At 69.6% G+C, this 21,174-nt stretch carries 25 protein-coding genes and 1 pseudogene; 12 read left to right on the top strand and 14 right to left on the bottom strand.

Features of this window, described 5'->3' with window-relative positions:
• Window positions 1-62: 62 nt before the first annotated feature.
• Window positions 63-989 carry a LysR family transcriptional regulator gene (locus AOJ26_RS01770; RefSeq protein ID WP_053846352.1) on the bottom strand — a complete coding sequence of 309 codons (927 nt, stop codon included), beginning with the start codon at window positions 987-989 and terminating at the stop codon, window positions 63-65.
• A 72-nt stretch (window positions 990-1,061) separates the two neighbouring features.
• On the opposite strand from AOJ26_RS01770, the gene AOJ26_RS01765 reads away from it, so the two are divergent.
• Complete coding sequence (locus AOJ26_RS01765; protein WP_053846351.1) at window positions 1,062-1,949, top strand: SDR family NAD(P)-dependent oxidoreductase; 888 nt, start codon at window positions 1,062-1,064, stop codon at window positions 1,947-1,949.
• A 70-nt stretch (window positions 1,950-2,019) separates the two neighbouring features.
• On the opposite strand, the gene AOJ26_RS01760 is transcribed toward AOJ26_RS01765, so the two are convergent.
• The 3 genes from AOJ26_RS01760 to AOJ26_RS01750 are packed head-to-tail and all read right to left on the bottom strand — an operon-like array spanning window position 2,020 to window position 3,298.
• On the bottom strand, window positions 2,020-2,463 hold the full coding sequence (locus AOJ26_RS01760) for an SRPBCC family protein (RefSeq protein WP_053846350.1): 444 nt from the start codon (window positions 2,461-2,463) through the stop codon (window positions 2,020-2,022).
• 14 nt (window positions 2,464-2,477) lie between these two features.
• A complete protein-coding gene (locus AOJ26_RS01755; RefSeq protein ID WP_078959698.1) occupies window positions 2,478-2,834 on the bottom strand; it encodes an ArsR/SmtB family transcription factor in 357 nt (118 codons plus the stop codon).
• Window positions 2,831-3,298, bottom strand: a complete 468-nt coding sequence (locus AOJ26_RS01750) for an SRPBCC family protein (protein WP_053846349.1) — start codon at window positions 3,296-3,298, stop codon at window positions 2,831-2,833. The genes AOJ26_RS01755 and AOJ26_RS01750 overlap by 4 nt, the downstream gene beginning before the upstream one ends.
• A 529-nt stretch (window positions 3,299-3,827) precedes the next feature.
• On the opposite strand from AOJ26_RS01750, the gene AOJ26_RS01745 reads away from it, so the two are divergent.
• The 6 genes from AOJ26_RS01745 (at window position 3,828) to AOJ26_RS01720 (ending at window position 8,642) form a co-directional block, all read left to right on the top strand.
• The gene (locus AOJ26_RS01745) at window positions 3,828-4,355 is read left to right on the top strand and encodes a DinB family protein (RefSeq protein WP_053846348.1); all 528 of its coding nucleotides are present in this window, start codon (window positions 3,828-3,830) and stop codon (window positions 4,353-4,355) included.
• A gap of 125 nt (window positions 4,356-4,480) precedes the next feature.
• Window positions 4,481-5,428 carry an RNA polymerase sigma factor SigJ gene (gene sigJ / locus AOJ26_RS01740; protein ID WP_053846347.1) on the top strand — a complete coding sequence of 316 codons (948 nt, stop codon included), beginning with the start codon at window positions 4,481-4,483 and terminating at the stop codon, window positions 5,426-5,428.
• Window positions 5,429-5,542: 114 nt separating this feature from the next.
• Window positions 5,543-6,739, top strand: coding sequence for an NAD(P)/FAD-dependent oxidoreductase (locus AOJ26_RS01735; RefSeq protein ID WP_053846346.1), 1,197 nt, complete (start codon window positions 5,543-5,545; stop codon window positions 6,737-6,739).
• 372 nt (window positions 6,740-7,111) lie between these two features.
• Window positions 7,112-7,696 carry a dihydrofolate reductase family protein gene (locus AOJ26_RS01730; RefSeq protein WP_053846345.1) on the top strand — a complete coding sequence of 195 codons (585 nt, stop codon included), beginning with the start codon at window positions 7,112-7,114 and terminating at the stop codon, window positions 7,694-7,696.
• Window positions 7,693-8,106, top strand: coding sequence for a VOC family protein (locus AOJ26_RS01725; RefSeq protein ID WP_053846344.1), 414 nt, complete (start codon window positions 7,693-7,695; stop codon window positions 8,104-8,106). The genes AOJ26_RS01730 and AOJ26_RS01725 overlap by 4 nt, the downstream gene beginning before the upstream one ends.
• A gap of 212 nt (window positions 8,107-8,318) precedes the next feature.
• Window positions 8,319-8,642, top strand: coding sequence for an ArsR/SmtB family transcription factor (locus AOJ26_RS01720; protein ID WP_053846343.1), 324 nt, complete (start codon window positions 8,319-8,321; stop codon window positions 8,640-8,642).
• A 95-nt stretch (window positions 8,643-8,737) separates the two neighbouring features.
• Here AOJ26_RS01720 and AOJ26_RS01715 read toward each other — a convergent pair whose 3' ends face one another.
• On the bottom strand, window positions 8,738-9,625 hold the full coding sequence (locus AOJ26_RS01715) for a LysR family transcriptional regulator (RefSeq protein ID WP_053846342.1): 888 nt from the start codon (window positions 9,623-9,625) through the stop codon (window positions 8,738-8,740).
• A 341-nt stretch (window positions 9,626-9,966) separates the two neighbouring features.
• On the opposite strand from AOJ26_RS01715, the gene AOJ26_RS01710 reads away from it, so the two are divergent.
• The 3 genes from AOJ26_RS01710 to AOJ26_RS01700 all read left to right on the top strand — a co-directional run bounded on the left by AOJ26_RS01710 (window position 9,967) and on the right by AOJ26_RS01700 (window position 12,918).
• Window positions 9,967-10,926, top strand: a complete 960-nt coding sequence (locus AOJ26_RS01710) for an EamA family transporter (protein WP_053846341.1) — start codon at window positions 9,967-9,969, stop codon at window positions 10,924-10,926.
• A gap of 46 nt (window positions 10,927-10,972) precedes the next feature.
• Window positions 10,973-12,235 (top strand): MFS transporter, encoded by a 1,263-nt coding sequence (locus AOJ26_RS01705; RefSeq protein WP_053846340.1) that lies wholly within the window; start codon window positions 10,973-10,975, stop codon window positions 12,233-12,235.
• Window positions 12,236-12,300: 65 nt separating this feature from the next.
• The gene (locus AOJ26_RS01700; RefSeq protein WP_234358402.1) at window positions 12,301-12,918 is read left to right on the top strand and encodes a hypothetical protein; all 618 of its coding nucleotides are present in this window, start codon (window positions 12,301-12,303) and stop codon (window positions 12,916-12,918) included.
• A gap of 169 nt (window positions 12,919-13,087) precedes the next feature.
• On the opposite strand, the gene AOJ26_RS01695 is transcribed toward AOJ26_RS01700, so the two are convergent.
• The 5 genes and pseudogenes from AOJ26_RS01695 to AOJ26_RS44065 all read right to left on the bottom strand — a co-directional run bounded on the left by AOJ26_RS01695 (window position 13,088) and on the right by AOJ26_RS44065 (window position 15,191).
• Window positions 13,088-13,486, bottom strand: coding sequence for a hypothetical protein (locus AOJ26_RS01695; RefSeq protein WP_053846339.1), 399 nt, complete (start codon window positions 13,484-13,486; stop codon window positions 13,088-13,090).
• Window positions 13,487-13,527: 41 nt separating this feature from the next.
• Window positions 13,528-13,956 carry an ATP-binding protein gene (locus AOJ26_RS01690; RefSeq protein WP_179200323.1) on the bottom strand — a complete coding sequence of 143 codons (429 nt, stop codon included), beginning with the start codon at window positions 13,954-13,956 and terminating at the stop codon, window positions 13,528-13,530.
• A gap of 183 nt (window positions 13,957-14,139) precedes the next feature.
• Window positions 14,140-14,298, bottom strand: a pseudogene (locus AOJ26_RS45145) (IS1380 family transposase); the annotation flags it as partial.
• Between the two features lie 99 nt (window positions 14,299-14,397).
• Window positions 14,398-15,000, bottom strand: coding sequence for a GyrI-like domain-containing protein (locus tag AOJ26_RS01685; RefSeq protein ID WP_234358401.1), 603 nt, complete (start codon window positions 14,998-15,000; stop codon window positions 14,398-14,400).
• 5 nt (window positions 15,001-15,005) lie between these two features.
• Complete coding sequence (locus AOJ26_RS44065; protein WP_234358400.1) at window positions 15,006-15,191, bottom strand: MerR family transcriptional regulator; 186 nt, start codon at window positions 15,189-15,191, stop codon at window positions 15,006-15,008.
• Between the two features lie 78 nt (window positions 15,192-15,269).
• Here AOJ26_RS44065 and AOJ26_RS01680 point away from each other — a divergent pair, with 78 nt between their 5' ends.
• Together AOJ26_RS01680 and AOJ26_RS01675 are read left to right on the top strand one after the other, a co-directional pair.
• Window positions 15,270-15,632, top strand: a complete 363-nt coding sequence (locus AOJ26_RS01680) for a nuclear transport factor 2 family protein (protein WP_053846338.1) — start codon at window positions 15,270-15,272, stop codon at window positions 15,630-15,632.
• Between the two features lie 38 nt (window positions 15,633-15,670).
• Window positions 15,671-16,456: an SDR family oxidoreductase gene (locus tag AOJ26_RS01675; protein WP_078959696.1), complete on the top strand. Its 786-nt coding sequence runs from the start codon at window positions 15,671-15,673 to the stop codon at window positions 16,454-16,456.
• Between the two features lie 193 nt (window positions 16,457-16,649).
• Here the strand turns inward: AOJ26_RS01675 and AOJ26_RS01670 are convergent, their stop codons facing one another.
• The 4 genes from AOJ26_RS01670 to AOJ26_RS01655 form a co-directional block, all read right to left on the bottom strand.
• Window positions 16,650-18,002, bottom strand: a complete 1,353-nt coding sequence (locus AOJ26_RS01670; RefSeq protein ID WP_053846337.1) for a beta-1,3-glucanase family protein — start codon at window positions 18,000-18,002, stop codon at window positions 16,650-16,652.
• A 348-nt stretch (window positions 18,003-18,350) separates the two neighbouring features.
• A complete protein-coding gene (locus AOJ26_RS01665) occupies window positions 18,351-19,235 on the bottom strand; it encodes a TauD/TfdA dioxygenase family protein (RefSeq protein ID WP_053846336.1) in 885 nt (294 codons plus the stop codon).
• A gap of 28 nt (window positions 19,236-19,263) precedes the next feature.
• On the bottom strand, window positions 19,264-20,082 hold the full coding sequence (locus tag AOJ26_RS01660; RefSeq protein WP_053846335.1) for an ABC transporter ATP-binding protein: 819 nt from the start codon (window positions 20,080-20,082) through the stop codon (window positions 19,264-19,266).
• Window positions 20,069-21,121, bottom strand: coding sequence for an ABC transporter substrate-binding protein (locus tag AOJ26_RS01655; RefSeq protein WP_053846334.1), 1,053 nt, complete (start codon window positions 21,119-21,121; stop codon window positions 20,069-20,071). Before AOJ26_RS01655 ends, AOJ26_RS01660 begins: the two co-directional genes overlap by 14 nt.
• Window positions 21,122-21,174: the final 53 nt, after the last annotated feature.

Raw genomic sequence — 21,174 nt, 5'->3', positions numbered from 1 at the left:
CAGGCCGACTCCCGAACGGAGCCGACCCGGGCGGGCTCGGCGGCAGGCCGAGCCCGCCCGCGTCAGTCACCGGCACCAGCGGAGTCGAGGGCCGCCGCGCGAAGGGCGGCTGCCACGCGGACACTCGGTTCGGTCATCGGGTGGGGGAGCCGGGCCAGGAGCAGGCGCCGTTGTTCCTGGGGGCCGCCGCGGACGGGCAGGACGCGGACGCCGGGTGGCGCGGCGGCGGCGAGAGCCGCGGGGACCGTGGTCAGTCCGCAGCCGGCGGCGACCAATTGGAGCTTGGTGAGCCAGTCGCGGGCGGTGTGCGCGATCTCCGGCCGCTCGTCCAGACCCGGCCACACGCCCATCAGCTTGTCCTCTCCCGACGAGGAACCGGCGATCCATCGCTGTCCGCGCAGGTCGGCCGCGTCGACGTGGTCCCCGCGGGCCAGGGGATGGGTGGCGGGTACCGCAAGGCAAAGGGCGCGTTCGGTGAGTGTCAGCAGTACGAGCGCGGGCGACTCGGCGTCCGGCGGCCGGAACGGCGGTGCCGAGGCGAGCAGGGCGAGATCGAGGCTGCCCGCCCGCAGCGCGCGGACCAGTGCCGGGGTGCTGCCCTCCCGGCCGACGACGTTCAGGTCCGGGTCCGTGCGGCGCAGCGCGGACAGGGCGCGGGGCACCAGGACGGCGCCGGCGCTGGGGAACCACCCCAGGCGGACCGTCCCGGCCTGCCCGGGCAGACCGGACAGCTCGCGGGCGGTCGCGTCGATCTCGTCGAGCACGGTCGTCGCGCGGCGCATGACGACCCGGCCGGCCGGGGTGAGCCGTACGCCGTCGCGCCGCCGCTCCAGCAGTTCGGCGCCCGCGACCCGTTCGAGCGAGGCGATCTGGCGGGAGACCGCGGACTGGGTGTAACCCAGCGACGCGGCCGCCGCGGTGAAGGTCCCCTGCTCGGCGACGGCGCGGAAGACGCGCAGCGCGGTGAGTGACACATCCGTGAAGTCCATGACGATTACGCATGCTAGCCGTGCGTGACTTTCGTTGGACTCATGGGCGCGGGGCTTCCTAGCGTGGCAGCCATGAACACATCCCGCATCGCCCTCGTCACGGGCGCCAACCAAGGACTCGGTCGTGCCCTGGTCGAGGGACTGGCGGCCCGCATGAGCCCGGACGACCTGGTCCTGCTGACCGGGCGCAGTCACCGGCGGGTGGCCGAGACCGCCGAGGAGGTGGTCCGCCTGCCGGGTACCCGCGCCCGCGTCGAGGGCAGGGTCCTGGACGTCACCGACACCGGCGCCATCGCCGGCCTCGCCGAAGAGCTCAGGGCCAGGCACGGCGGAGTCGACGTCGTCATCTCCAACGCGGTCGCCCGCGTACTGCCCGACGAGTCGCAGGCCGAGCGGGCGGACGAGTTCATCGACGTCTCCAACACGGCCACGCACGCGGTCCTGCGCTCCTTCGGCCCCGTCCTCCGCCCGGGCGGCCGGCTCCTTGTCGTGGCCAGCAGTCTGGGCACCCTCGGCCATCTCGACCCCCGCCTGCGCCACCTGTTCGACGGCGCGAGCCTCGACGAGGTCGAGCACGCCGTCGAGTCCTGGCGCAACGCCGTCCGCCACGGGACCGCGCAGGAGGCGGGCTGGCCGGTGTGGCTGAACGTGCCCTCGAAGGTGGCGCAGGTCGCCGCCGTACGCGCGGTCGCCGCCGCACGCCGCGAGGGCGACCTCGCCACCGGCACGCTGGTCGCGTCCGTGTGCCCCGGCATGGTCGACACCGCCACCTCGCGCCCGTGGTTCAGCGACTACAGCCAGGCGCAGTCACCGGCCCGGGCCGCCGGAGCCGTGCTCGACCTGGTCTTCGCCGAAGGCGCCGATCCGGCCCTGTACGGCCAGTTGATCCGCTTCGGGCAGGCCCTGAACTGGTACGACGGCACGCCTCCGGTGGAGCAGGACCGGATCCTCACACCCTGAACGCGTTGTTCCTCTCGCTCGACCTGGAGGGGGCGCTGTTCGAGGATCTGGACGCCGTACCGCGGCCGGGTCAGTGCCAGTCGCTGATCTTCATGTCCCGGGGATCGGGGGCGCCTTCCCCGGTCTCCAGGAGCTGCTTGAGGCTCAGCAGGAAGGTGGCCCACTTGGTGCTGCAGTGGTGCATGAACTCGACCGGCTCCCGCCAGCCCTCGTGCTTGAACAGCACGATCGTGTAGTCACCGTCCTGACGGAGGTCCCACTGCACGCTGGTGCCGATCCATTCCTGCGGTCCGCCTACGACGTCCCAGCGCACGTGCCGCCCCGGTTCGAGCGCGACGACCTTCATGTCGAACCCGCCCGGCCCGAACCGGAACTCGATCACGCCACCGAGGCCGCTCTCTCCGGACGTCTTCTCGGTCCACCAGCCGGACAGGCCGTCCAGGGTGGTGAGCGCGTCGTACACCTGCTGCGGTGAGGAGTGCTCGACGCCGATGCGGTGAAGTATGTCTGCCATCTCCGTGTTCCTCTCTACTGCTTCTTGCCGGTCTCGTTCTCCGTGTCCTTGCCGCGCTGGACCGTCTCGGCGATGCGCTTGATGCGCTGGAGGCGGGCGTCCCAGGCGGCGCCGACATCGGCGAGTTGGGCGACGGCACGGGCGAGCTGTGGCTGGTCGACGCGGAACTGCTTCTCGCGGCCGGCGGTGGTGCCGTGCACCAGCCCGACCCGGTCCAGGACGAGGAGGTGCTTGGCCACCGCCTGACGGGTCACCGGCAGTCGTTCGCTGAGGCTGGTCGCCGTCCCGCTGCCCTCGCTGAGCAGCAGGTCGAGCATCCGGCGCCGGGTCGGGTCGCCGACCGCCGACCAGAGGTCGTCGTCCACTGTCACGCCTGGCCCCCGGCTCCGACCTTCGCGGCGTACGCCGGCAGCCGCGGCAGGTAGAAGTCCCAGCCGGTGGTGTGCTCGGCGTACCTGGCGGCGACCTTCGCCTCGTCCCAGCCGCGCTCGCGGAACCCGCTCTCGGTCATCCGCAGGAGCGTTCCCGTCCCGGCGGGTTCGATCTCGAAGACGACCAGGTTCGAGTTGCCGGGGGCGGCCGATTCTCCTTCCTCATGGGTCCACCGGAAGGAGAAGAGTCGCGGCGGCACCGCGTCGACGACAGTGAACTGCACCCAGGTGCCGCCCTGCGAGAAGTCCCCGAAGCCGATTCGCCCCGCTCCTCCGGGAGTCACCGGGAACTCCGCCTCGTCCGGCCACCACTCGCGCAGGTGCTCGGGACTGCTCACCACCTCGAAGACGACCTCGGGTGAGGCGTCGATGTGGATCTCCCGCTCGATCGTTCCGTACTCCATGCTTGCCCGCCTTCTGCAATGTTTGGTTGCACATCAATCTAGCCGACCGGCGGAAAGATGTGCAACCTTTAGTTGCGTTAGTGTGCGATTCGGTTCCGCGGTGCCGGAGCGACGCCTCAGCGGAAGGCGTCAGCGTTCTCCGCAGCCCACTGCGTCGCTGCCTCACTCGCTCGGGTACGAGGTCAGCCCGTCGACGGAGTCGGCATCAGCGGATCCGGTCGGGACGACGTCTCGGACAGCGGCGGCCGGTCCCGTGCGGCAACGATCCGCCGGGCCCGCCGCTCGGCCCTTGTCCGCGGGCGGTACTCGGGCTCCTTGCCGCACCCGCAGGCTGAGTTTGGTTCTGGTTCGGGCCGCGTTCGCTGCGGCGGACCACCCATTTCGGGCGGCCTGCGGTCCGCCACTCGGAGCTTGCCTCAGCAGCGAGCGGGTCCTCCCATGAGATCCGAACTCATCGACGAGCGACACGACCTCACGCACCGAATCTCGTACAACTCCCTGCAAAGCCGCGCGACTTCGTGGACCCTGTATGACCGTGACCGGAAATCTGAGCGAGTCAACGCCGAGCGGTGAGGTCAGGGCGCTTCTTCGGGTTCTGGACGGGCAGCGGCGACACGTCCTCGGCATCCTCGACGAGCTCGACCCGAAGGATCTGCGACGGTCCGTGCTGCCTTCCGGGTGGCACTGCCTGGGGCTGGTCCAGCACCTGGCGCTGGATGTGGAGCGGTTTTGGTTCCGCGCGGTCGTGGCCGGGGACGAGGAGGTCATCCGCGACCTGACGAGCGGTGACGAGGCGTGGAGGGTGGCGCCGGACGTGCCGGCCGGCGAGGTGCTCGACCTCTACCGTCGCGAGGCGGAACTCGCCGATGCCGTCATCGCTGCCACCCCCGTCGACGCGCCCTTGGCCTGGTGGCCCCACGACCTGTTCGGTGAACCGCACCTACACACCCTGCGAGACGTCCTGCTCCACGTCATCACCGAGTCCGCGTGCCACGCCGGCCACCTCGACGCAGCCCGGGAACTGATCGACGGCCGCCGCTGGCTGGTGCTGACCTGACTCTCCCGGTTCAACCCCCTGTGCTGTGCGGGCGTTCGGGACGCGGCACCACGCGATCCGTCGCACCTGCCACCAGTGCTGCCGTGCGGCCGTGAAACCGTCGGCCCCTCGATAAGATCACAGGCATGGCCCTGACTCTCAGCGACGTAGACCGGTTCGAAGCGGCCAGGCCGCGGCTCGAGGCGATCGCCTACCGCATGCTCGGCTCGTCGAGTGAGGCGCAGGACATCGTGCAGGAGACCTATCTGCGCTGGCAGGCTGCCGACGTCGCGCGTATCGAGGTGCCGGAGGCCTGGCTGACCAAGGTGCTCACCAACCTGTGCCTCAACCACCTTTCGTCGGGCCGTGCGCGCCGCGAGACCTACGTCGGCCAGTGGCTGCCCGAACCGCTGCTCGAAGGGGACCCGATGCTGGGCCCGGCGGAGACGGCCGAGCAGCGTGAGTCGGTGTCCTACGCCGTGATGGTCCTGCTGGAGCGGCTCTCGCCGAACGAGCGCGCGGTGTACGTGCTGCGCGAGGCGTTCGCGTACTCCCACCGGGAGATCGCCGGGATGCTGGATCTCACCGAGGCGGCCAGTCAGCAGATCTTCCACCGTGCGAAGAAGCATGTGTCGCAGGGCAGGGCACGGGCCGAGATCGACGAGGCGGCCGCGCGCCGGATCGTCGAGGAGTTCCTCGCCGCGGCGACCAGCGGTGAGACCGAACCGCTGATCAAGCTGCTCACCTCGGACGCCGTCGTGGTCGGCGACGGCGGCGGGAAGGTGCCGGCCCGGGCCAGTGCCGTACAGGGCGCACTCGCGGTGGCCAAGTTCCTGCGCGGGCTGTTCAAGCCGGCCCCGGCCAAGCGGGACCTGGTCGGCGGTTCGCCCGATCTCTACGCCACCACGGCCAACGGCGGCCCCGCGGTCGTCGCGGTGGTCGACGGGCGGGTCTTCGGCGTCATGTGCCTGGAGCGGACGGACGAAGGCGTCGTCGCGGTGCGCAGCCAGGTCAACCCGGACAAGCTGGAGCGCGCGACACAGCGGTGGGCGGCGGGCGATTTCGGCCCTCCGGTCGTGACCGGAGCCCTCTGATCCATCATGTGACGCAGGTCACTCTCCACTTCTGTCAGGGATCGGTGGGCTGCCCGGTTCAAGGGGCGTGACCGGGCCAGAAGGCACCGGACCCGTGCGGACAGGAGTAAGCGAATGAAGAACCGGATCATCGTCCTCGGCGCCGGCTATTCCGGAGCGATCGCGGCAGGCCGGCTCGCCAAGCGGCTGCGCCGGGACGACGTCACCATCACCCTCGTCAACGCCGAGCCCGACTTCGTCGAGCGGGTCCGGATGCATCAGCTGGCCGTGGGCCAGGAGCTCAAGCCCCGCCCGCTGGACGAAATGTTCGCCGGCACCGGCGTCGAGGTGAAGCTCGCCAAGGTCACCTCGATCGACGTGGACGGCAAGTCGGTCACGGTGCAGGGCGCGGAGGGTGCGGCGGAGCTGTCGTACGACACCCTCGTCTACGCCCTCGGCAGCGCCGGGAACGACCACGGTGTCCCCGGCGTCACCGAGTACGCCCACCAGATCGCGAGCCGTCCCGGCGCGCTGCGGTTGCGCGAGCGCCTGACCGGGATGACCGAGGGCGAGACGGTCCTCGTCGTAGGGGGCGGCCTGACCGGCCTGGAGTTCGTGACGGAGGTGGCCGAGGCCCGCCCGGACCTCGACATCGCCCTTGCCACCCGTGCCGAACTGGGCGACTGGCTTTCCCCGAAGGGCCGTGCGCACCTGCGCAAGGTCGTCGACCGGCTCGGCATCACGGTGCACGAGAACGCCACGGTGGCCGCGGTCGGGGCGGACCAGGTCACGACCTCGGACGGCCGGACGCTGCCGGCCGCCGTCACCGTCTGGACGACGGGCTTCGCGGCCCACCCTCTGGCCGCCTCCACCAGCCTCGAACTGGCTGACGACGGCCGTATCGTGGTCGACGGCACCATGCGTTCCGTCTCGCACCCGGACGTGTACGCGATCGGCGACGCCGGCCACGCCCTCGGTGCCGGCGACAAGCCACTGCGCATGTCCTGCGCCTCGGGCACCCCGATGGCCTGGCAGGCCGCCGACTCCATCGCGGCCCGGCTGACCGGCGGCAAGCTGCCGAACGCCCCGCTGCGCTACTTCAACCAGTGCATCTCGCTCGGACGCAAGGAAGGGCTGATCCAGTTCGTCACCGCCGACGACCGCGCCGTGGACCGCGCCCTGACCGGCCGCTTCGCGGCGCGCTACAAGGAACTGGTCTGCAAGGGTGCGGCATGGGGCGTCGCCAACCCGACCATGGGCATGCCGGTGCGGCGCCGGCGGGTCGTGGCGAGCCGCCCGGCATCGGAGGGGACGGCACGGGTGGCGGCGTGAGGTACGCGGGCCGTACGCGCGGCACGGAGGACCCGGACCGCTCCGGTGTTCTCCGTACCGCGCGGTGACCGCACCGCGAGAGGGTTGCAACGAGGGGGTTGTCCGGATCCACCTGGCGAGCGTCATGTGGACCGGTGAGCCGCAGGACCGTCCCGGCTGGACCCCACGACTCCTGCTGTCTCATCCGGGCAGCGGGTCGCGATGTCAGCTCGGCCCGGCAGCGGACCGCCGTCTCAGCTCGGCCCGGCAGCCGACCGGCGCGTCGGACCGATTAGTTCGCCGGTCGCCTGAAGTCTGCCTTTCGACACACCGCACCGTCGCCCGATCAGGAAGGGCCGGATCGCGTTGTCACGTGGAGAGAGGGAGACCAGGATGAGCAATCCGATTCGGCTGTACATGTCGATGTCGCTCGACGGCTTCATCGCCGGACCGGACGACCGGCCGGGGCAGGAGCTCGGACGCGACGGCGGACGGCTCTTCAACTGGCTCGACGACCGGGAGTCCGACGGTCCCAGCGGCCAGGTGTACCGCGAGGCGCTGGCGACCGGCGCGTTGATCTCCGGCCGTCGGACCTTCGAACTCGCCGGGCGCTGGCACGGCGACCACCACGACGGCGTGCCGATCTTCGTCCTCACCCACCAGGTCGACGACGGTGACGTGCCCCCCGGTCACGCGCGTTTCGTCACCGATGTCGAGGACTGTGCCCGTCAGGCGCGCGCGGCCGCGGGCGACCGTGCGGTCATGGTCCACGGGGCACAGGCAGCCCAAGCGCTCCTGCGGGCCGGGCAGTTGGACGAGATGGAGATCCACCTGGTGCCGGTCCTCCTCGGAGCCGGCCGTCGGCTGTTCGACCACCTGGGTACCGGTCACATCGAACTCGACCTGGTGCGGCGGCTCGAGGATCGGGACGTGACGCATCTGCGCTACCGGGTGCGCGGGTCCGAGGGGGCGGCGTGAAGACGCTCTTCGTCGGCTACCGCGTCACCGATCTCGACCGCTCGCTCGGCTTCTACACGGCCCTGGGCTACGCCGAACTGGGCAGAGTCGAGACCGGTGACGGGGCTCGCCTGGTGATCCTCAAGTTCCCGGACGAACCGGCGGCCTCACTCGAACTGGTCCACCGTCCCGGTGCCGGACCGGTCGACGTGGGCAGCGGTTTCGACCACCTCGCGATCCAGGTGGACGACCTCGCCACCGCCCTCGGGACGCTGAACGAAGCCGGCCTGACGCCCGGCCCCCTCCAGTACCCGGGCGGCGCCCAAGGCCCGAAGACGTCGTGGCTCACGGACCCGGACGGCTATCGGATCGAGTTGGTGGAGTGGCCGAGCGGACATCCCGACGGCCTCACCGCAGCGGACTTCGCGTGAGCGGGCCACGCTCCGCGAAGTGCTGGTCAGAGGGTGATGAAGGGAGAGTGCTCGGCAAGCAGGACGCGCCGCAGCAACCAGCGAAGACGCGGCAGGGCTCGGCGGCGTGAGGACACGGGTGTGGACATGACCCCTCCAGAGGTAAGGTACGTACAGCGCCGTACCTTCATGGAAGGTACGGCAGTAGACGTACCTTGTCGAGAGGTGGAGTGATGGCGTCGAGCGAGTTGCCGCACCCTGATGCGGACGATCTGCGGATCGGGCCGATCCTCTTGGCTCTCGCCGACGACAACCGTCGGCGGGTCATCGCCGAACTGGCCGCCCGGCCGGATGAGGAGAGGCTCTGCGCCTCCTTCGACCTGCCGGTCAGCAAGTCGAGCCGCACCCATCACTGGCGGGTGCTTCGCGAGGCAGGCCTGGTCCATCAGCGAGACGCCGGGAACAGGCTCTACATGCGCCTCCGCAAGGAGGACCTGGACCGTCGGTTCCCCGGCCTGGTCGAGGCTGTGGTGACTGCGGACCAGCCCACGGGCTGACTGCGGACCAGCCCACGTGCTGACTGCGGACCAGCCCACGGGCTGATCAGGCACAGCCGATCCGGCACACGCCTGACGTCACAGCCGGGCCGCACTCAAGCCGTGGCGTCCACGTCCGGGATGTCCAGGACCCGCAGAAAGGCGGTCGCCGCCGGAGTGCGGCTCCCGGCGCGCCAGATGACGTACTCCACCCGCGCCGGCGCGTCGATGACCTCGACGGTGGTCACGCCGCTGAGCCGGGCGGCGTAGGCGGAGGGGAGCATCGCCACACCGAGACCCTGCCCGACCAACCGGGCCAGGAAGTCGGCGTTGGTCACCTCGAACGCCACATCGCGGACCAGGCCCGCCGCGGCGAAGGCCAGGTCGGACTGGACGCGACCGGCGGTCTTGGCCGGGAGGTCCACGAACACCTCCGAGCACAGCTGCCGCAGCTCGACGGCCGGCTCGGCGGCGAGAGGATGATCCGGGGCGACGACGGCGACGAGCCGGTCCCGGGCCAGCTCCCGCACACCGACCCCGTGCGGCCGCATTGTCGTCGGCAGCCCGAGGAAGGCGACCTCGATGGCGCCCTGCTTGACCTGGTCGACGAGGTCGTCGCTGGCGCCGACGCGGAGACTGATGCGCACCTGCGGATAGCGCTGGTGGTAGTCGCGTAGCGCGCCCGGGATGTCGACGGCGGTGACGGACGGGATCACGCCCACGGCCAGCTCCCCGCGGACCTCACCGATGGCGGCGGCGACCTCCAGGGACGCGCGCTCGGCGGCCTCCAGGCACTGCCGGGCGGCGGGAAGGAACGCCGCACCGGCCGGCGTGAGCCGGACCCGGCGGGTGGTGCGCTCGAAGAGCTTGGCGCCCAACTCCTGCTCCAGCCGCGCGATCTGGTGGCTGAGGGCGGACTGGACGACCAGACAGCGCTCGGCGGCACGGGTGAAGCTGTTCGTCTCGGCGACGGCGACCACATAGCGCATCTGTTGCAGCTCCATGGCGATCCATCTTGCATCACGATAAATGAGATGACAAACATGTGTTGGACTCATTGATGCCGACCGGTCCACCATTTGAGCGAGCCACACAGCCACCCCGAATCGCGACGTCTGCGCATCGGAGCCGGGTGGCGAATTTCTCGTTCTGACCGGAAGGACCGGCTTCCCATGCCCAATTTGCCTTCACGCGCGGCGGAAATCGCCGCCGATACGAGTTTCGGGCCCTCACGAGCAGTGCTCTTTCGACGGGCTGCCGTCAAGGAATCCGACCTGAACGCAAATCCGTTACGTGGCATCCGCGTTTGCGATGGCGGGTTGCCCGAAGCGGAGGCCAGTGCGCCATGAACAGTGGCCGACAACTCCTCTCCTCGGGTGTGACGGCGCTGGCGCCGGCGATCTGGGGAAGCACCTACCTGGTCACGACGGAATGGCTGCCACCGGAACGCCCCATGCTCGCCACCACCGTACGGGCGCTCCCCTCGGGCCTGATCCTGCTGCTCATCTCCCGCACCCTGCCCAACGTCAGGTGGCTGTGGCGCTCCCTGGTTCTGGGAACGCTCAACATCGGTGCCTTCAACGTGCTGTTGTTCGTCGCCGCCTACCGTCTGCCCGGCGGCATCGCGGCGATGATCATGGCGGTGCAGCCCGTGATCGTGTTGATCCTGGCAGCGCTCGTCCTCGGCGACAGACCTCGCGCCGCACACGTCATGGCCTGCGCTCTCGGCGCGGCCGGTGTCGTCCTGCTGGTGTTCAAGGGACCGGCGGCCCTCGACCCGGCCGGCGTGGCGGCCGCACTGGGCGGCGCCGCCTGCATGGCCACCGGCATCACCTTCACCAAACGCTGGGGCCGGCCCGAGGGCGTGGGGCTGATTCCCTTCACCGGCTGGCAGTTGACAGCGGGCGGCCTGGTGGCGCTGCCCTTCACGCTGTCCATCGAGGGGCTGCCGACCTCCCTGACGGGGACCAACCTCTTCGGGTTCGCCTACCTCACCTCCCTCGGCGCGGTGATCAGTTACGCGCTCTGGTTCCGCGGGATCGAGAAGCTGCCGGCCCTGGCGGTCTCCTTCCTGGCCCTCGGCAGCCCGATCGTCGCGACCGTCCTCGGCATCACCTTCGAGCACGAGAGGCTCGCGGCCCTCCAGGTGGTCGGCACCGTGCTGATCCTCCTCGCCGTAGTGCTCGCACAGCCCCGCCAGGCCCCACCGCGTACGACGACGGCCGAGCGGCTTCCCGCCCGGGAGGACTCCGCGGTGCACGAACCGAAAGCCGCCGTGGGACGCAGCGGCGGAGCCGGTTCGTGACGCCCGGTGCCACCCACCCCAGACCCATCAGATCGCTGGAGCAGCCATGTCCCCGCAGTCAAAGCAGAGTTCGAACCCGGCCGTGAAGGGCTGGCTGGGCGTCGCCGCCATCACCGCCAGCCTGTTCGTCTTCCTCACCACCGAGCTGATGCCCGTAGGCCTGCTCACGCCGCTCAGCAGGAGCCTCGACATCTCCGTCGGTGTCGCAGGCCTCATGGTGACCGCGCAGGGCGTCGCGGCCGGGCTCGGCGTACCGTTCATCGTCGCCTGGACGAGGCGCGTCAACCGACGCCTCCTGCTGTCCGCCCTGCTCGCGGTCCTGGCCTTGGGAAACCTCGTCACCTCCGTCTCGCCGAACTACCCGCTGATCCTCGCGACCCGGCTGTGCATGGGATTCGCCAGCGGTGTGTTCTGGGCCATCGGTGTGAGCATGGCCATGCGGATCGTGCACGAGCGCCACGCGAGCCGGGCGGCCGCGGTCGTGATGTCCGGCATCTCCATCGCCACGGTCGTGGGAATTCCGCTCGGCACCGTCATCGAGGCCCACACGAACTGGCGCACCACCTTCGCCATCTGGGCCGGCCTCAGCCTGCTGGTGTTCCTCGCGGTCGCGGCGGTCATCCCCTCGCTGCCGTCGGAGAACGCGGTGTCGGTCCGGGAGGTCTTCGGCCTGCCGGCCAGGAACCGACAGCTCCGCACGGTGCTGCTCATCGTCGTCTTCTTCGTGCTCGGCCACTTCGGTGCCTACACGTTCGTGCGCCCCTACCTGGAGGACGAGGCGTCCGTGCCGGCCACCTTCATCACGGTGGTGCTGATCATCTTCGGTGTGGGCGGCGCCATCGGGAACTTCGTCGCCGGATACACGGTCAACAGGAGTCTGCGAGGAACCTTCGTCGTCGGCCTGGTCGGGCTTCTGACGGCCCTGCTGCTGCTTCGCACCGTCGGTGACGGGGAGTCTGGAGCCGTCGTCGCGCTGGTGCTGTGGGGACTCTCCTTCGGCGCGGTGCAGCTCTCCCAGATCAACATGACGCTCGCCGCCGCACCTGAGACGTTCGAGGCCGCGATGTCGCTCAACACGATGGCGTACAACACCTGCATCGCGCTCGGAGCGCTGTTCGGCGGACTGTTCGTGGACCATGTGGGTGTCACCAGCGTCATCTGGTTCGGTGTGGTTCTCGCTGCCGCGTCACTGCTTCTCAGACTCGGCACCGGTTGGGGGCAGCGGACTTCGACGAGCGCGCTGTCCGACCTCCAGGTTCCCGCGGACGGCGACGGAGCGCAGTCGGCGACTGGTGCCAGCAGCCGATGAGCGGGCTCCCGCAGCAATCCCGTTTTCGGCGGTGCCGACGTCCGCGGCCGTGACATCGTGGCCGCGTGACGCACCAAGAAGAAGAGGAAGAGGAAGAGGTCTGGCTGGCGACTCAGCGGCCGTCGCGCATACGCGAAGTCCAGGCCGGTCGGCTGGCCTGGACCGAGGTGGACTTGATCGACGTCGAGAGCGGGTTCGCGCATGCGTTGCGTGACGGACTGGAAGTGTTCGGGATCCGGGTGAACCATCTGCGGGTCGGTCAGCCCCGCCATCTGGTGGCCGCACTGGACGGCAGCAGACCGATCGCACCGTACGTGATCCTGTCCTGTCACGGTGACGAGGGACGCATTCTGCTGGAAGAAGTGGCCGAGGAACTGGCGAGGTACCAGCCGTTCAACGGGCCCGTCGGGCCGGACCAGGTACGCGAACACTTCCGACTGCCAGGCAGCGTCACCCTCGTCACCGGCTGCGACACGGGGGATCCTGGCCTCGCCGACGCCTTCCTCGACGCCGGCGCCGGTACGTACATCGCCCCCCGCGGAGCCCCGTTCGGCTACGCCGGTGTGTTCGCCCCGTTGTTCTTCTTCTACGAACTGACCGAGCAGCGCACCCCCGCGGAAGCCGTCGCACGACTGCGCGCGCACGACAACGAACTCGCCATGTGGCAGATGTACCGACGCTGACCCGCGGGCAGTGGTGGGCGGACCGGGTGGCCGCGACGGGCCCGGCGCTGTACGGGCGCAAGCTGTAGGAAGGTCCTGGTGGGCAGCGGCACGCCGCCCTTCGCAACCTGGACAAGTGGGACGACGTTGAATCAGCGAGGGCTCCGGATCTACGCCCCCGCCTCTCGAGTCAGTGCCTGGCGGTCCTGGTGCCCTCGGACCCCGTCCGATCGCTGCGCGGAGCACGCCGTTCCGTGCGGTAGTCGTAGTACGCCCACGCCACCACGGTCACGCCGGCCGTGAGTCCCACAGCCAGGATCCGTACGGCGCCGCTGGTCATCGCGGCGGCCAGGCCGGTGAGACCTGCGCCGCCCAGCATGAGCACGCGACTCACGAACCGCTGCCGGGGCGGTTGCGGGTCCTCTCGGTCCTTGAGGTCGTGCATGGCGTCACGAGCCGGATGTACGGAACCGCGCCGGACGCGGGCACGGTAGGTCAGCCCATAGCTGATCAGTGCGTACAGTGCGAGAGCACCAAGGATCCAGAGCCAGGCGTACGGGTCGTCACTCGATCCGCGTGCCAGATTCATGACGCCTGTCCTCCACAGTGGGTTTCACCCGTGAGTAGGTCTCAACTTCGGTCGTCTGCGCGGTCGGCGGCGGCAGGGTCCGCGGGACGGAAGCAGGCCGTCACCGTCTTGCCGTGCCGTTGGCACCTCATGCCCCACTCATCGGCGAGCTTGCGCACGATGGACACCCCGCGGCCGGACAGCGCGCCCTGCTCCGGTTCGCGCTGCCGCGGCAGCGACGGGTCCTCGTCGTGGACGCTCACCTGTAGGCAGTCGCCGTCCCAGGTGAGGACCAGGTGTGCGTCACTGTGTGCGTGGACGTGCGCATTGGTGATCAGCTCGGACACCGCCAGCACGATGGCGTCCACCGTCTCCGGTTCCGCAGCGGTCCACGGCAGGGACTCCAGACGCTTGCGTGTCCACTCCCGGCCGACACGCACTCCTTCGGACATGGGGAACGAGTGCGCCCACCCCATCGCCTTCACCGCCACTGTGCGACTTCCTCTCCTCGACCTGTCAGACGTCGCGTGCACGCACCGTGTACCCGGCCCCCGGCACAACAGGCATGACGACGCTTTTCCTTGCCGGGGTGATCGAAAGCAGGAAACAGAAGGACTGGTCTCTCTCGTGAAAAAGAGAAAACGTGAGTCGGTCGAAGGCTGCGGTGATGTCGGGCGGACTTCGGCCCGCGCGGCGCGAATGACCCGCAGGGCGTTCTTCCCGGAGGCCGCGAGGGTGTGGATGAGCCGGGAGACCGTCGGGTCGGTGGGCACCGGCCCGAACACGGCTGGCTCGGCCCGCAGCATGGCGACATCCGCGAGGCAGTCCCCGCCGCTGATATCGCGGTGTCCAGGCCGGCCTTGCGGACGGTCCGTGCGGCGGCTTAAGGCGTGCGCTCCGTCGTTCCAAGACTCCGCACCGCACTGACCGCTTCAGGTGACACGAAAGACGGGCCAGCCGATCTCGGTGCGCCATGCAGCGGGATCGCTTGTGTCACGAGGGCCGACAACGTACACCTCCCGCACTGGCCCGGCCACCGACATCGCGTTCTCCACCACCCAGGTCCCGAGTTCGCCGTACGTGACCTCGATGCCGTCGTGCTCGCCGATGTGGGTGGTGACGGCCAGTTCCGCGGGCGGCAGAGTCAGGGGGTGCACCCGTCCGGTGCGAGGTGGTGCAGCGGTCGGCAGGTAGACGACCGCGTGACCGCGCTCCTGCTCGAAAAGGGCGTTGTCGTAGCTGCCGCCCGGCGGTCCGGTCACGGCGTCGCCGACGGCCGCCTCCAGTTCGGCCATCGCGCCTGCGTACCAGGTCGCGATGTCGTCATGCCCGACTACGGCCTCTACGGCCGCGACCGTCCGGGCGGGCTCTGCGCGCAGCTCGACGTCGATCGGCGCAGGGTCGGGCTGGAGCAGGCGGCGCAGCGACACGACCGCGGCCCGGGTGCGGTCGAGTGCGTCCTCGAGGCGTTGCAGGTGGTCCGTGACCAGGGCCGCGCGGACACCTGGGTCGGGAGTGCGCAGGATCTGCTGCACATCACTCAGCGGGACGTCGAGCTCGCGGAGCGGTTGATGACCTGCGCGGTCGGGATCTGGTCGACGCGGTAGTAGCGGTAACCGGTGGTCTCGTCCACCACGGCAGGTTCCAGCAGGGCCGCCTCGTGATAACGGCGCAGGGTCCGGACACTCAAGTGGGTCAGCCGCGAGAACTCCCCGATGGTCAGCATCCCGTCACTCTAAACACTCCCCCTGGGGGAGAGTCCACGGCTTGACCCTCCCGCCCGGCGAGGTCACACGGTGGGCTCATGACACAGCACACCGATCTCCCGTCCGATCTGCTCCCGGCCACCGTGCGCGAGTTCTTCGCCGCCCACATCGTCCGCGACGCCGACACCGCCTCGTCGTTCCTCGCCGAGGATGCGGTGATCGTCGACCAGGACGAGACCTTCCGCGGCCGGGAGGAGACCTACGCGTTCCTGCGGGACGCCGGGTCCGAGTTCGAGTACAGGACAGAGCAGATCGGCGCTCACCGCGTCGATGACGCCCACTGGGTGGTAGCCGTGCGGCTCGAGGGCACCTTCCCGGGGGGCGTCGCCGAGCTCGACTACCGGTTCGCGCTGCGGGACGAGCTCATCGCCGAACTCGTCATCGCCAACCACCCGGCCTGACCGAACCCGCACCACCTCGATCTTCAGTGGAGAGAAGCATGTCTAGTTCAGATCGCGATCGTCTCGACGGTCGCCGGGCGCTGGTCACGGGCGGTTCGAAGGGCTCGGGCAAGGCCGTCGTGGAGAGACTGCGGGAGATGGGTGCCGACGTGTGGACCACGGCACGCACCATGCCCGGCGGCTACGAGCGCCCCGACCGATTCATCGAGGCGGACACTGCCACGGTGGGCGGTGTGGAAGGTGTGGTGTCCAAGATCTCTGAGGGCGGTGCGCTGGACATCCTGGTGCACGTTGTCGGAGGGTCGTCAACTCCACCTGGCGGGTTCGCGGCAGCGACTGAGGAGCACTGGCTGGCGGAACTCAACCTGAACTTCCTGGGCGCTGTCCGGTTGGATCGAGCGCTGCTGCCGGCAATGGTGGAGGCCGGATCAGGAGTAGTCGTCCACGTCACGTCGATCCAGCGTCAGATGCCGTTGCACGACGCGACGTTGCCGTACGCGTCAGCGAAGGGTGCGTTGCGTACGTACAGCAAGGGTCTTGCGAACGAAATGGCGCCACGAGGAGTGCGAGTGAACGCTGTCAGCCCCGGGGGGATTCGGACCGCAGCGTACGACGGCTTCATCGACCGGCTCGCCGAGGGCAACGGACTGACCCGCGAGGAGGCGAAGCAGAGCCTGATGGATTCCCTCGGAGGGGTGCCACTCGGAAGGTTCGCAACGACGGAAGAGGTTGCGGACCTGGTCGGCTTCCTTGTCTCGGACCGAGCCTCATCCATTGTGGGCGCGGAGTACGTCATTGACGGCGGGACTGTCCGAACCGTCTGAACAAGGCACCGGCTCCGAACGGCCACTCGCGAACAGCTCGATCCGATGAGTGGCTCGGCCACGTGACACCTTCGGACCGCGCCGCGCGGCCGACATCGGCGAATGAGGACCGCTTCAGAGGGGCTCAGCCCTCTGAAGCGGAGTCAACTTCTTGGCAGGCAGGCTGTGTTGCGCTGCCTCCAGGTCGTGTGGTCTACCAGCCGACGGCCACCAGGAGCCACTGCGGGTCGGCGTGGGAGACGAAGGAGGACTGGCTCGCCACGTCGTCGTAGGGGAATCCGTAGGCGAGGCCGTTGATGGCGTTGTCGTGCCAGAACTTGGCGTAGTAGTTCGCCGGTGCCGCCTTGTAGAACTGTGCCGGGTCGGACTGCTGGGAGGCCGGCAGTGTGGCGACGTGGCGGTTGAGGGCGGCGCACATGTCGGGGTTGCCCGCCAGGGAGGCGGCGCAGCCGAAGATGTCGGAGGTGGCCGCGTTCACGCCCACCGACTGGGCGTAGGCGGTGAAGTAGTTGGCGTTGGCGCCGCCGGCGCGGAAGCTCGGATCGCTGCCGGGCGCGATGATCCGGTACGGGGCCTGGGTCTGGGCCAGCACCTTGAACTCGCTCGGCACAGCGTTGGTGAAGCGCTGGAAGGTGGTGGCGCGGTCCTCGGCGAAGGTCTGCCGGTTCTCGCCGACCTCGACGTCGTAGCCGTCCTTGGTGTGCAGGCGCATGGCCAGCTTCAGGCCGAAGGCGTCGACCCGGGTGGTGTTGCCGTTGAAGACGTTGTTGCCGACGGTGAACTCGATGAAGTCGTAGTACGGGCTGTTGGGTGAGCCGAGGTAGAAGTACATGCGGCCCGCGGAGTTGGCCGGCATGTCGAGGTAGGGCTGCTCGGCGATGGAGTGCGTCTGGCCGTTGAAGCTCCAGTACACCTGGCTGTCGGGGTACTTGCCGTTGGTGCGGTTGAGGATCTTCACCTGGACGACGTTGTGCGCGGGGGGTATGTCGCTGGTGCTGCCCCAGAAGTCGTCCGGCGGAGTGGTGCCGCCGGGGCCGTAGACCTGGAACTCCCACAGCGAGTAGCCGTACGGGGTGCCGCGGGCGGTGCCGTAGACGCGGACGTAACGTCCGCTGCCGGAGACGGTGATGTTCTGGGTGCCGCCGGTGGCCGTGGTGGTGGAGTAGACGGTGGTCCAGGTGTTGGCGTCGGTGGAGGTCTGGATCTGGAAGGTGGTGGCGTAGGCGGCCTCCCAGTTGAGGCTGACGCGGCTGAGCTGCTGGACGGATCCGAGGTCGACCCGTATCCATTGCGGGTCGGCGAAGGCGGAGGACCAGCGGGTGCCGGTGTTGCCGTCCACGGCTGCGGCGGCGGGTGTGCCCGCGTTCTCGGTCGACGAGGCGGCGACCGGTCTGCCCTGGGACAGGAGTTGGTCCGCGGCGTGCGCGGGCGCGGTTGCCAGGACGGTGAAGAAGGCGGCGATCAGGGCGACGGCCAGGCCGAGCGCCGCGCGTGAGCGCGCGGTGCCGGATGGGGGTCTGCTGGTGGGGGTGACGATCCTCTGCATGTGGAGTCTCCTCAAGCCGGTACGGCATGCGGGGGGGATGGAGCAACAGCAGATTGTGAGAGCGCTCTCTCGCCCAGGAGTGTTGAGGGCATGTCATCAAGGTGTCAAGGGATCCGGCGGGAGTGGACCCGGAAGGTTTTCAACTTCCGAACGCTCGGCCATCGGCGGCGGTGGGCGGCAGCGCCGATACGGGTGTTGCGGTCCGGCGGATGCCGTACCGAGGGGGCGAGCGACGTAGGTGCCTCCCTCCCGTCGAAGCCGACCCCCACGTCGTCCCCTTCGGTCATCGCGACGCGAGCGGGACGAGGTGCGGGCCGGCCGGTCGCGGTGGCCGGTCTCAGGCGACCGTCAGGTGCGGGACGGCGTCGGGCCGAGCGGGGCGTCGCCGCGCAGGGTGATGCGGTGCATGACGCGGTGCTGCTCGCCGTAGTCGCGGTTGGCGTAGTGGGCCGTGCTGCGGTTGTCCCACAAGGCGACGTCACCGGGCTGCCAGCGATGCCGTACGACGTGCTCGGGCTTGGTGAGATGGGCGTAGAGGATGTCGAGCAGACCGCGGCTCTCGTGCTCGGAGACGCCCACGATGTGCGAGGTGAAGCCCGGGTTCACGAACAGGCCCTTGCGGCCGCTCTCCGGATGCACCCGCACCACGGGGTGCTCCACCGGAGTCAGCGCGCTGAACACCTCGCCCTCCCACAGGTTGCCCTTGCCCTGCCGCCGCTGGGCCAGGTAGTAGCCGAATTCGCGGCTTCCGTCGTGGACGGCGGTCAGCGTGTCGATGTGGGCGCGCAGCCCCGGCGACAGGGACTCGTAGGCGAGCTGGCTGTCCGCCCAGTTGGTGTCGCCGCCGTTGGGCGGCAGGACCACGGCCCGCAGGACGGAGATGGCGGGCGGCCGCGCGACGAACGTCACGTCCGTGTGCCACACGTCGGCGAACCCGTTGTCCTGACTGTCGAGCGCGTACACCTCGGGGGCCACGTCCCCCGAGTCGTGGACGGGATGTCCGACGGTGACCTCGCCCAGCCTTCGGCCGAACTCGATCTGCGCCGCGTCGTCGAGCGTGTGCTGGCCGCGGACGAACAGCACCTTGTGCGCCACGAGCGCTTCGCGCAGGGCGAGGATCTGGTCGTCGTCGAGGCGGGCGAGGTCGATGCCGTGGAGTTCGGCTCCGAAGTTCGGGCCGAGGTGGACGAGGGGCAACCCGGTCGCGGCCGGGCGCTCACTGAGGATGCTCACGGGGAAGTTCCTTTCCTGGAGGGGGAGTTCAGGCCGCTGCCGCGGCCTTGACGGCGTGGGAGACCTGTGCGCGCAGCGCGGCGAACTCGGGGGAGTCACGGAGCCCTTCGGCGTCGACGTCACCGCGCGGGAGGGGGACCGGCAGGTCCAGGGCCACGGTGCCGGGGCTCTTCGTCAGCACCACGATGCGGGAGCCCAGGAACACCGCCTCCTCGGCGGAGTGGGTGACGAACACGGCGGTGCGACCGGTCCGTTCGGTCACCCGGCGCACATCCTCCTGGAGGCGTTCACGGGTCAGGGCGTCCAGCGCCGCGAACGGTTCGTCCAGCAGGAGCAGCGGGTTCTCGGCAGCCAGGGCCCGGGCGATGGCCACGCGTTGCTGCTGTCCGCCGGAGATCTCCCAGGTGCGCCGCTTCTCGGTGCCCTCCAGACCGACCCGGGCCAGCAACTCGGCGCGACGCGCGGGCCATTGGGTACGCTCGACGCCCGCGTACCGCAGCGCCAGGTCGATGTTGCCCCGCACGGTCCGCCACGGGAACAGCCGAGGCGTCTGGAAGACGACGCCGGCCGTGTCGCCGGGCCGTGGCTCGGTGCCGGACACGCGTACCGAACCGTGCGTGGGCCGCTCGAACCCGGCGATCAGCCGCAGCAGGGTGCTCTTGCCGCAGCCGGAGGCGCCCACGAGGACCAGGAACTCCCCGGCGGGGACGGTCAGATCGACCGGACCGACCGCGGTGAACGTCTCGCCGCCGCGGCCGTACTGGTGGGTGACGCGGTCGAGGCGGATGGAACCGGCGGGCGCGGTCTCCGTCCCCTGCGCGGTCGTCGTGCTCTCACTTGACGGCATCGGACAGACCCTCCAGATAGAACGCCTTGCGGACGGTGTCCTTCGACGGCGCGGCCTCGATCTGCTTCTGGTCGGCCAGGAAGGCGGCGGTGTCGGTGACGTAGGTGAGCAGCTTGCCCGGGCCGCTGTCGGTGCCCAGCCAGTCGGCGGAGACCACCTGCTCCGGGGTGAGGAAGACCCCCTGCGCGAGTTGGGCCTTCGCGTCGGCGGTACTGATGTCGATCTCGGCCGCGACGGCCTTGACCGAGCCCGCCGGATCCGACCTGAGCAGCCGCAGCGCCTCGGCCTGTGCCTTGCGCCAGGCGGCGATGGCCTGCGGATCACGGCTGATCAGGTCGTCCGACACGACTGCCAGGTCGAGGGTCGGCTTGCCCGCGGCGCCGATCTCCTTGCTGCTGGTGAGCTGGACGCCGGTCTTGCGCAGCTCGTCCAGGGTGGGCAGCCACACGTACGCGGCGTCGATGTCACCCCGCTGCCAGGCGGCGAGGATCGCCTGCGGCTGGAGGTCGATGAGCTGGACGTCGGATGCGCCGAGACCGGCCGACTTCAGCGCGGCCAGGAGACTGTAGTGGGAGGTTGAGGCGAACGGGGTCGCTATCTTCCTGCCCTTGAGCCCGGCCACGTCGGTGACACCGGTGGCCTTGCGTGCCACGAGGGCTTCGTTCTCGCCCGCCACGTCGAGGATCCACGCCACCTTGTACGGGATGGGCGAACTGCCGGAGACACCGCGGGCGAACGGGCTGGAGCCGAGCGCGGCGATGTCGAGGGACTTGCCGATGAAGGCCTGGTTGACGCTGGCACCGGAGTCGAACTTGATCCATTTGATCGTGTACTGCGGCAGCGCCTTCTCCAGCAGCTTTTTGTTCTTCACGAGCAAGTCGCCGCTGGGGAAGGCGAAGTAGCCGACGCGCAACTGCTTGGAACCGCCGGAGGTCGAAGCCGAGCTGTCGGAGGAGCAGCCGGTGACGGCCGCGGACAGTCCGGCCAGGGCGCCGGCGAGGAGGCGACGACGGGAAGGACCTTGGGGGGCACGGGACATGAGGGCGCCGTTTCTGTGCGAGGGGATGGGAGGGAACGAAAGGCTGTCACTTA

Source organism: Streptomyces sp. NRRL B-24085 (assembly GCF_001282115.1).
In the GTDB taxonomy this organism is placed as follows: domain Bacteria; phylum Actinomycetota; class Actinomycetes; order Streptomycetales; family Streptomycetaceae; genus Streptomyces.
This window is presented reverse-complemented; position numbering and strand designations above follow the sequence as displayed.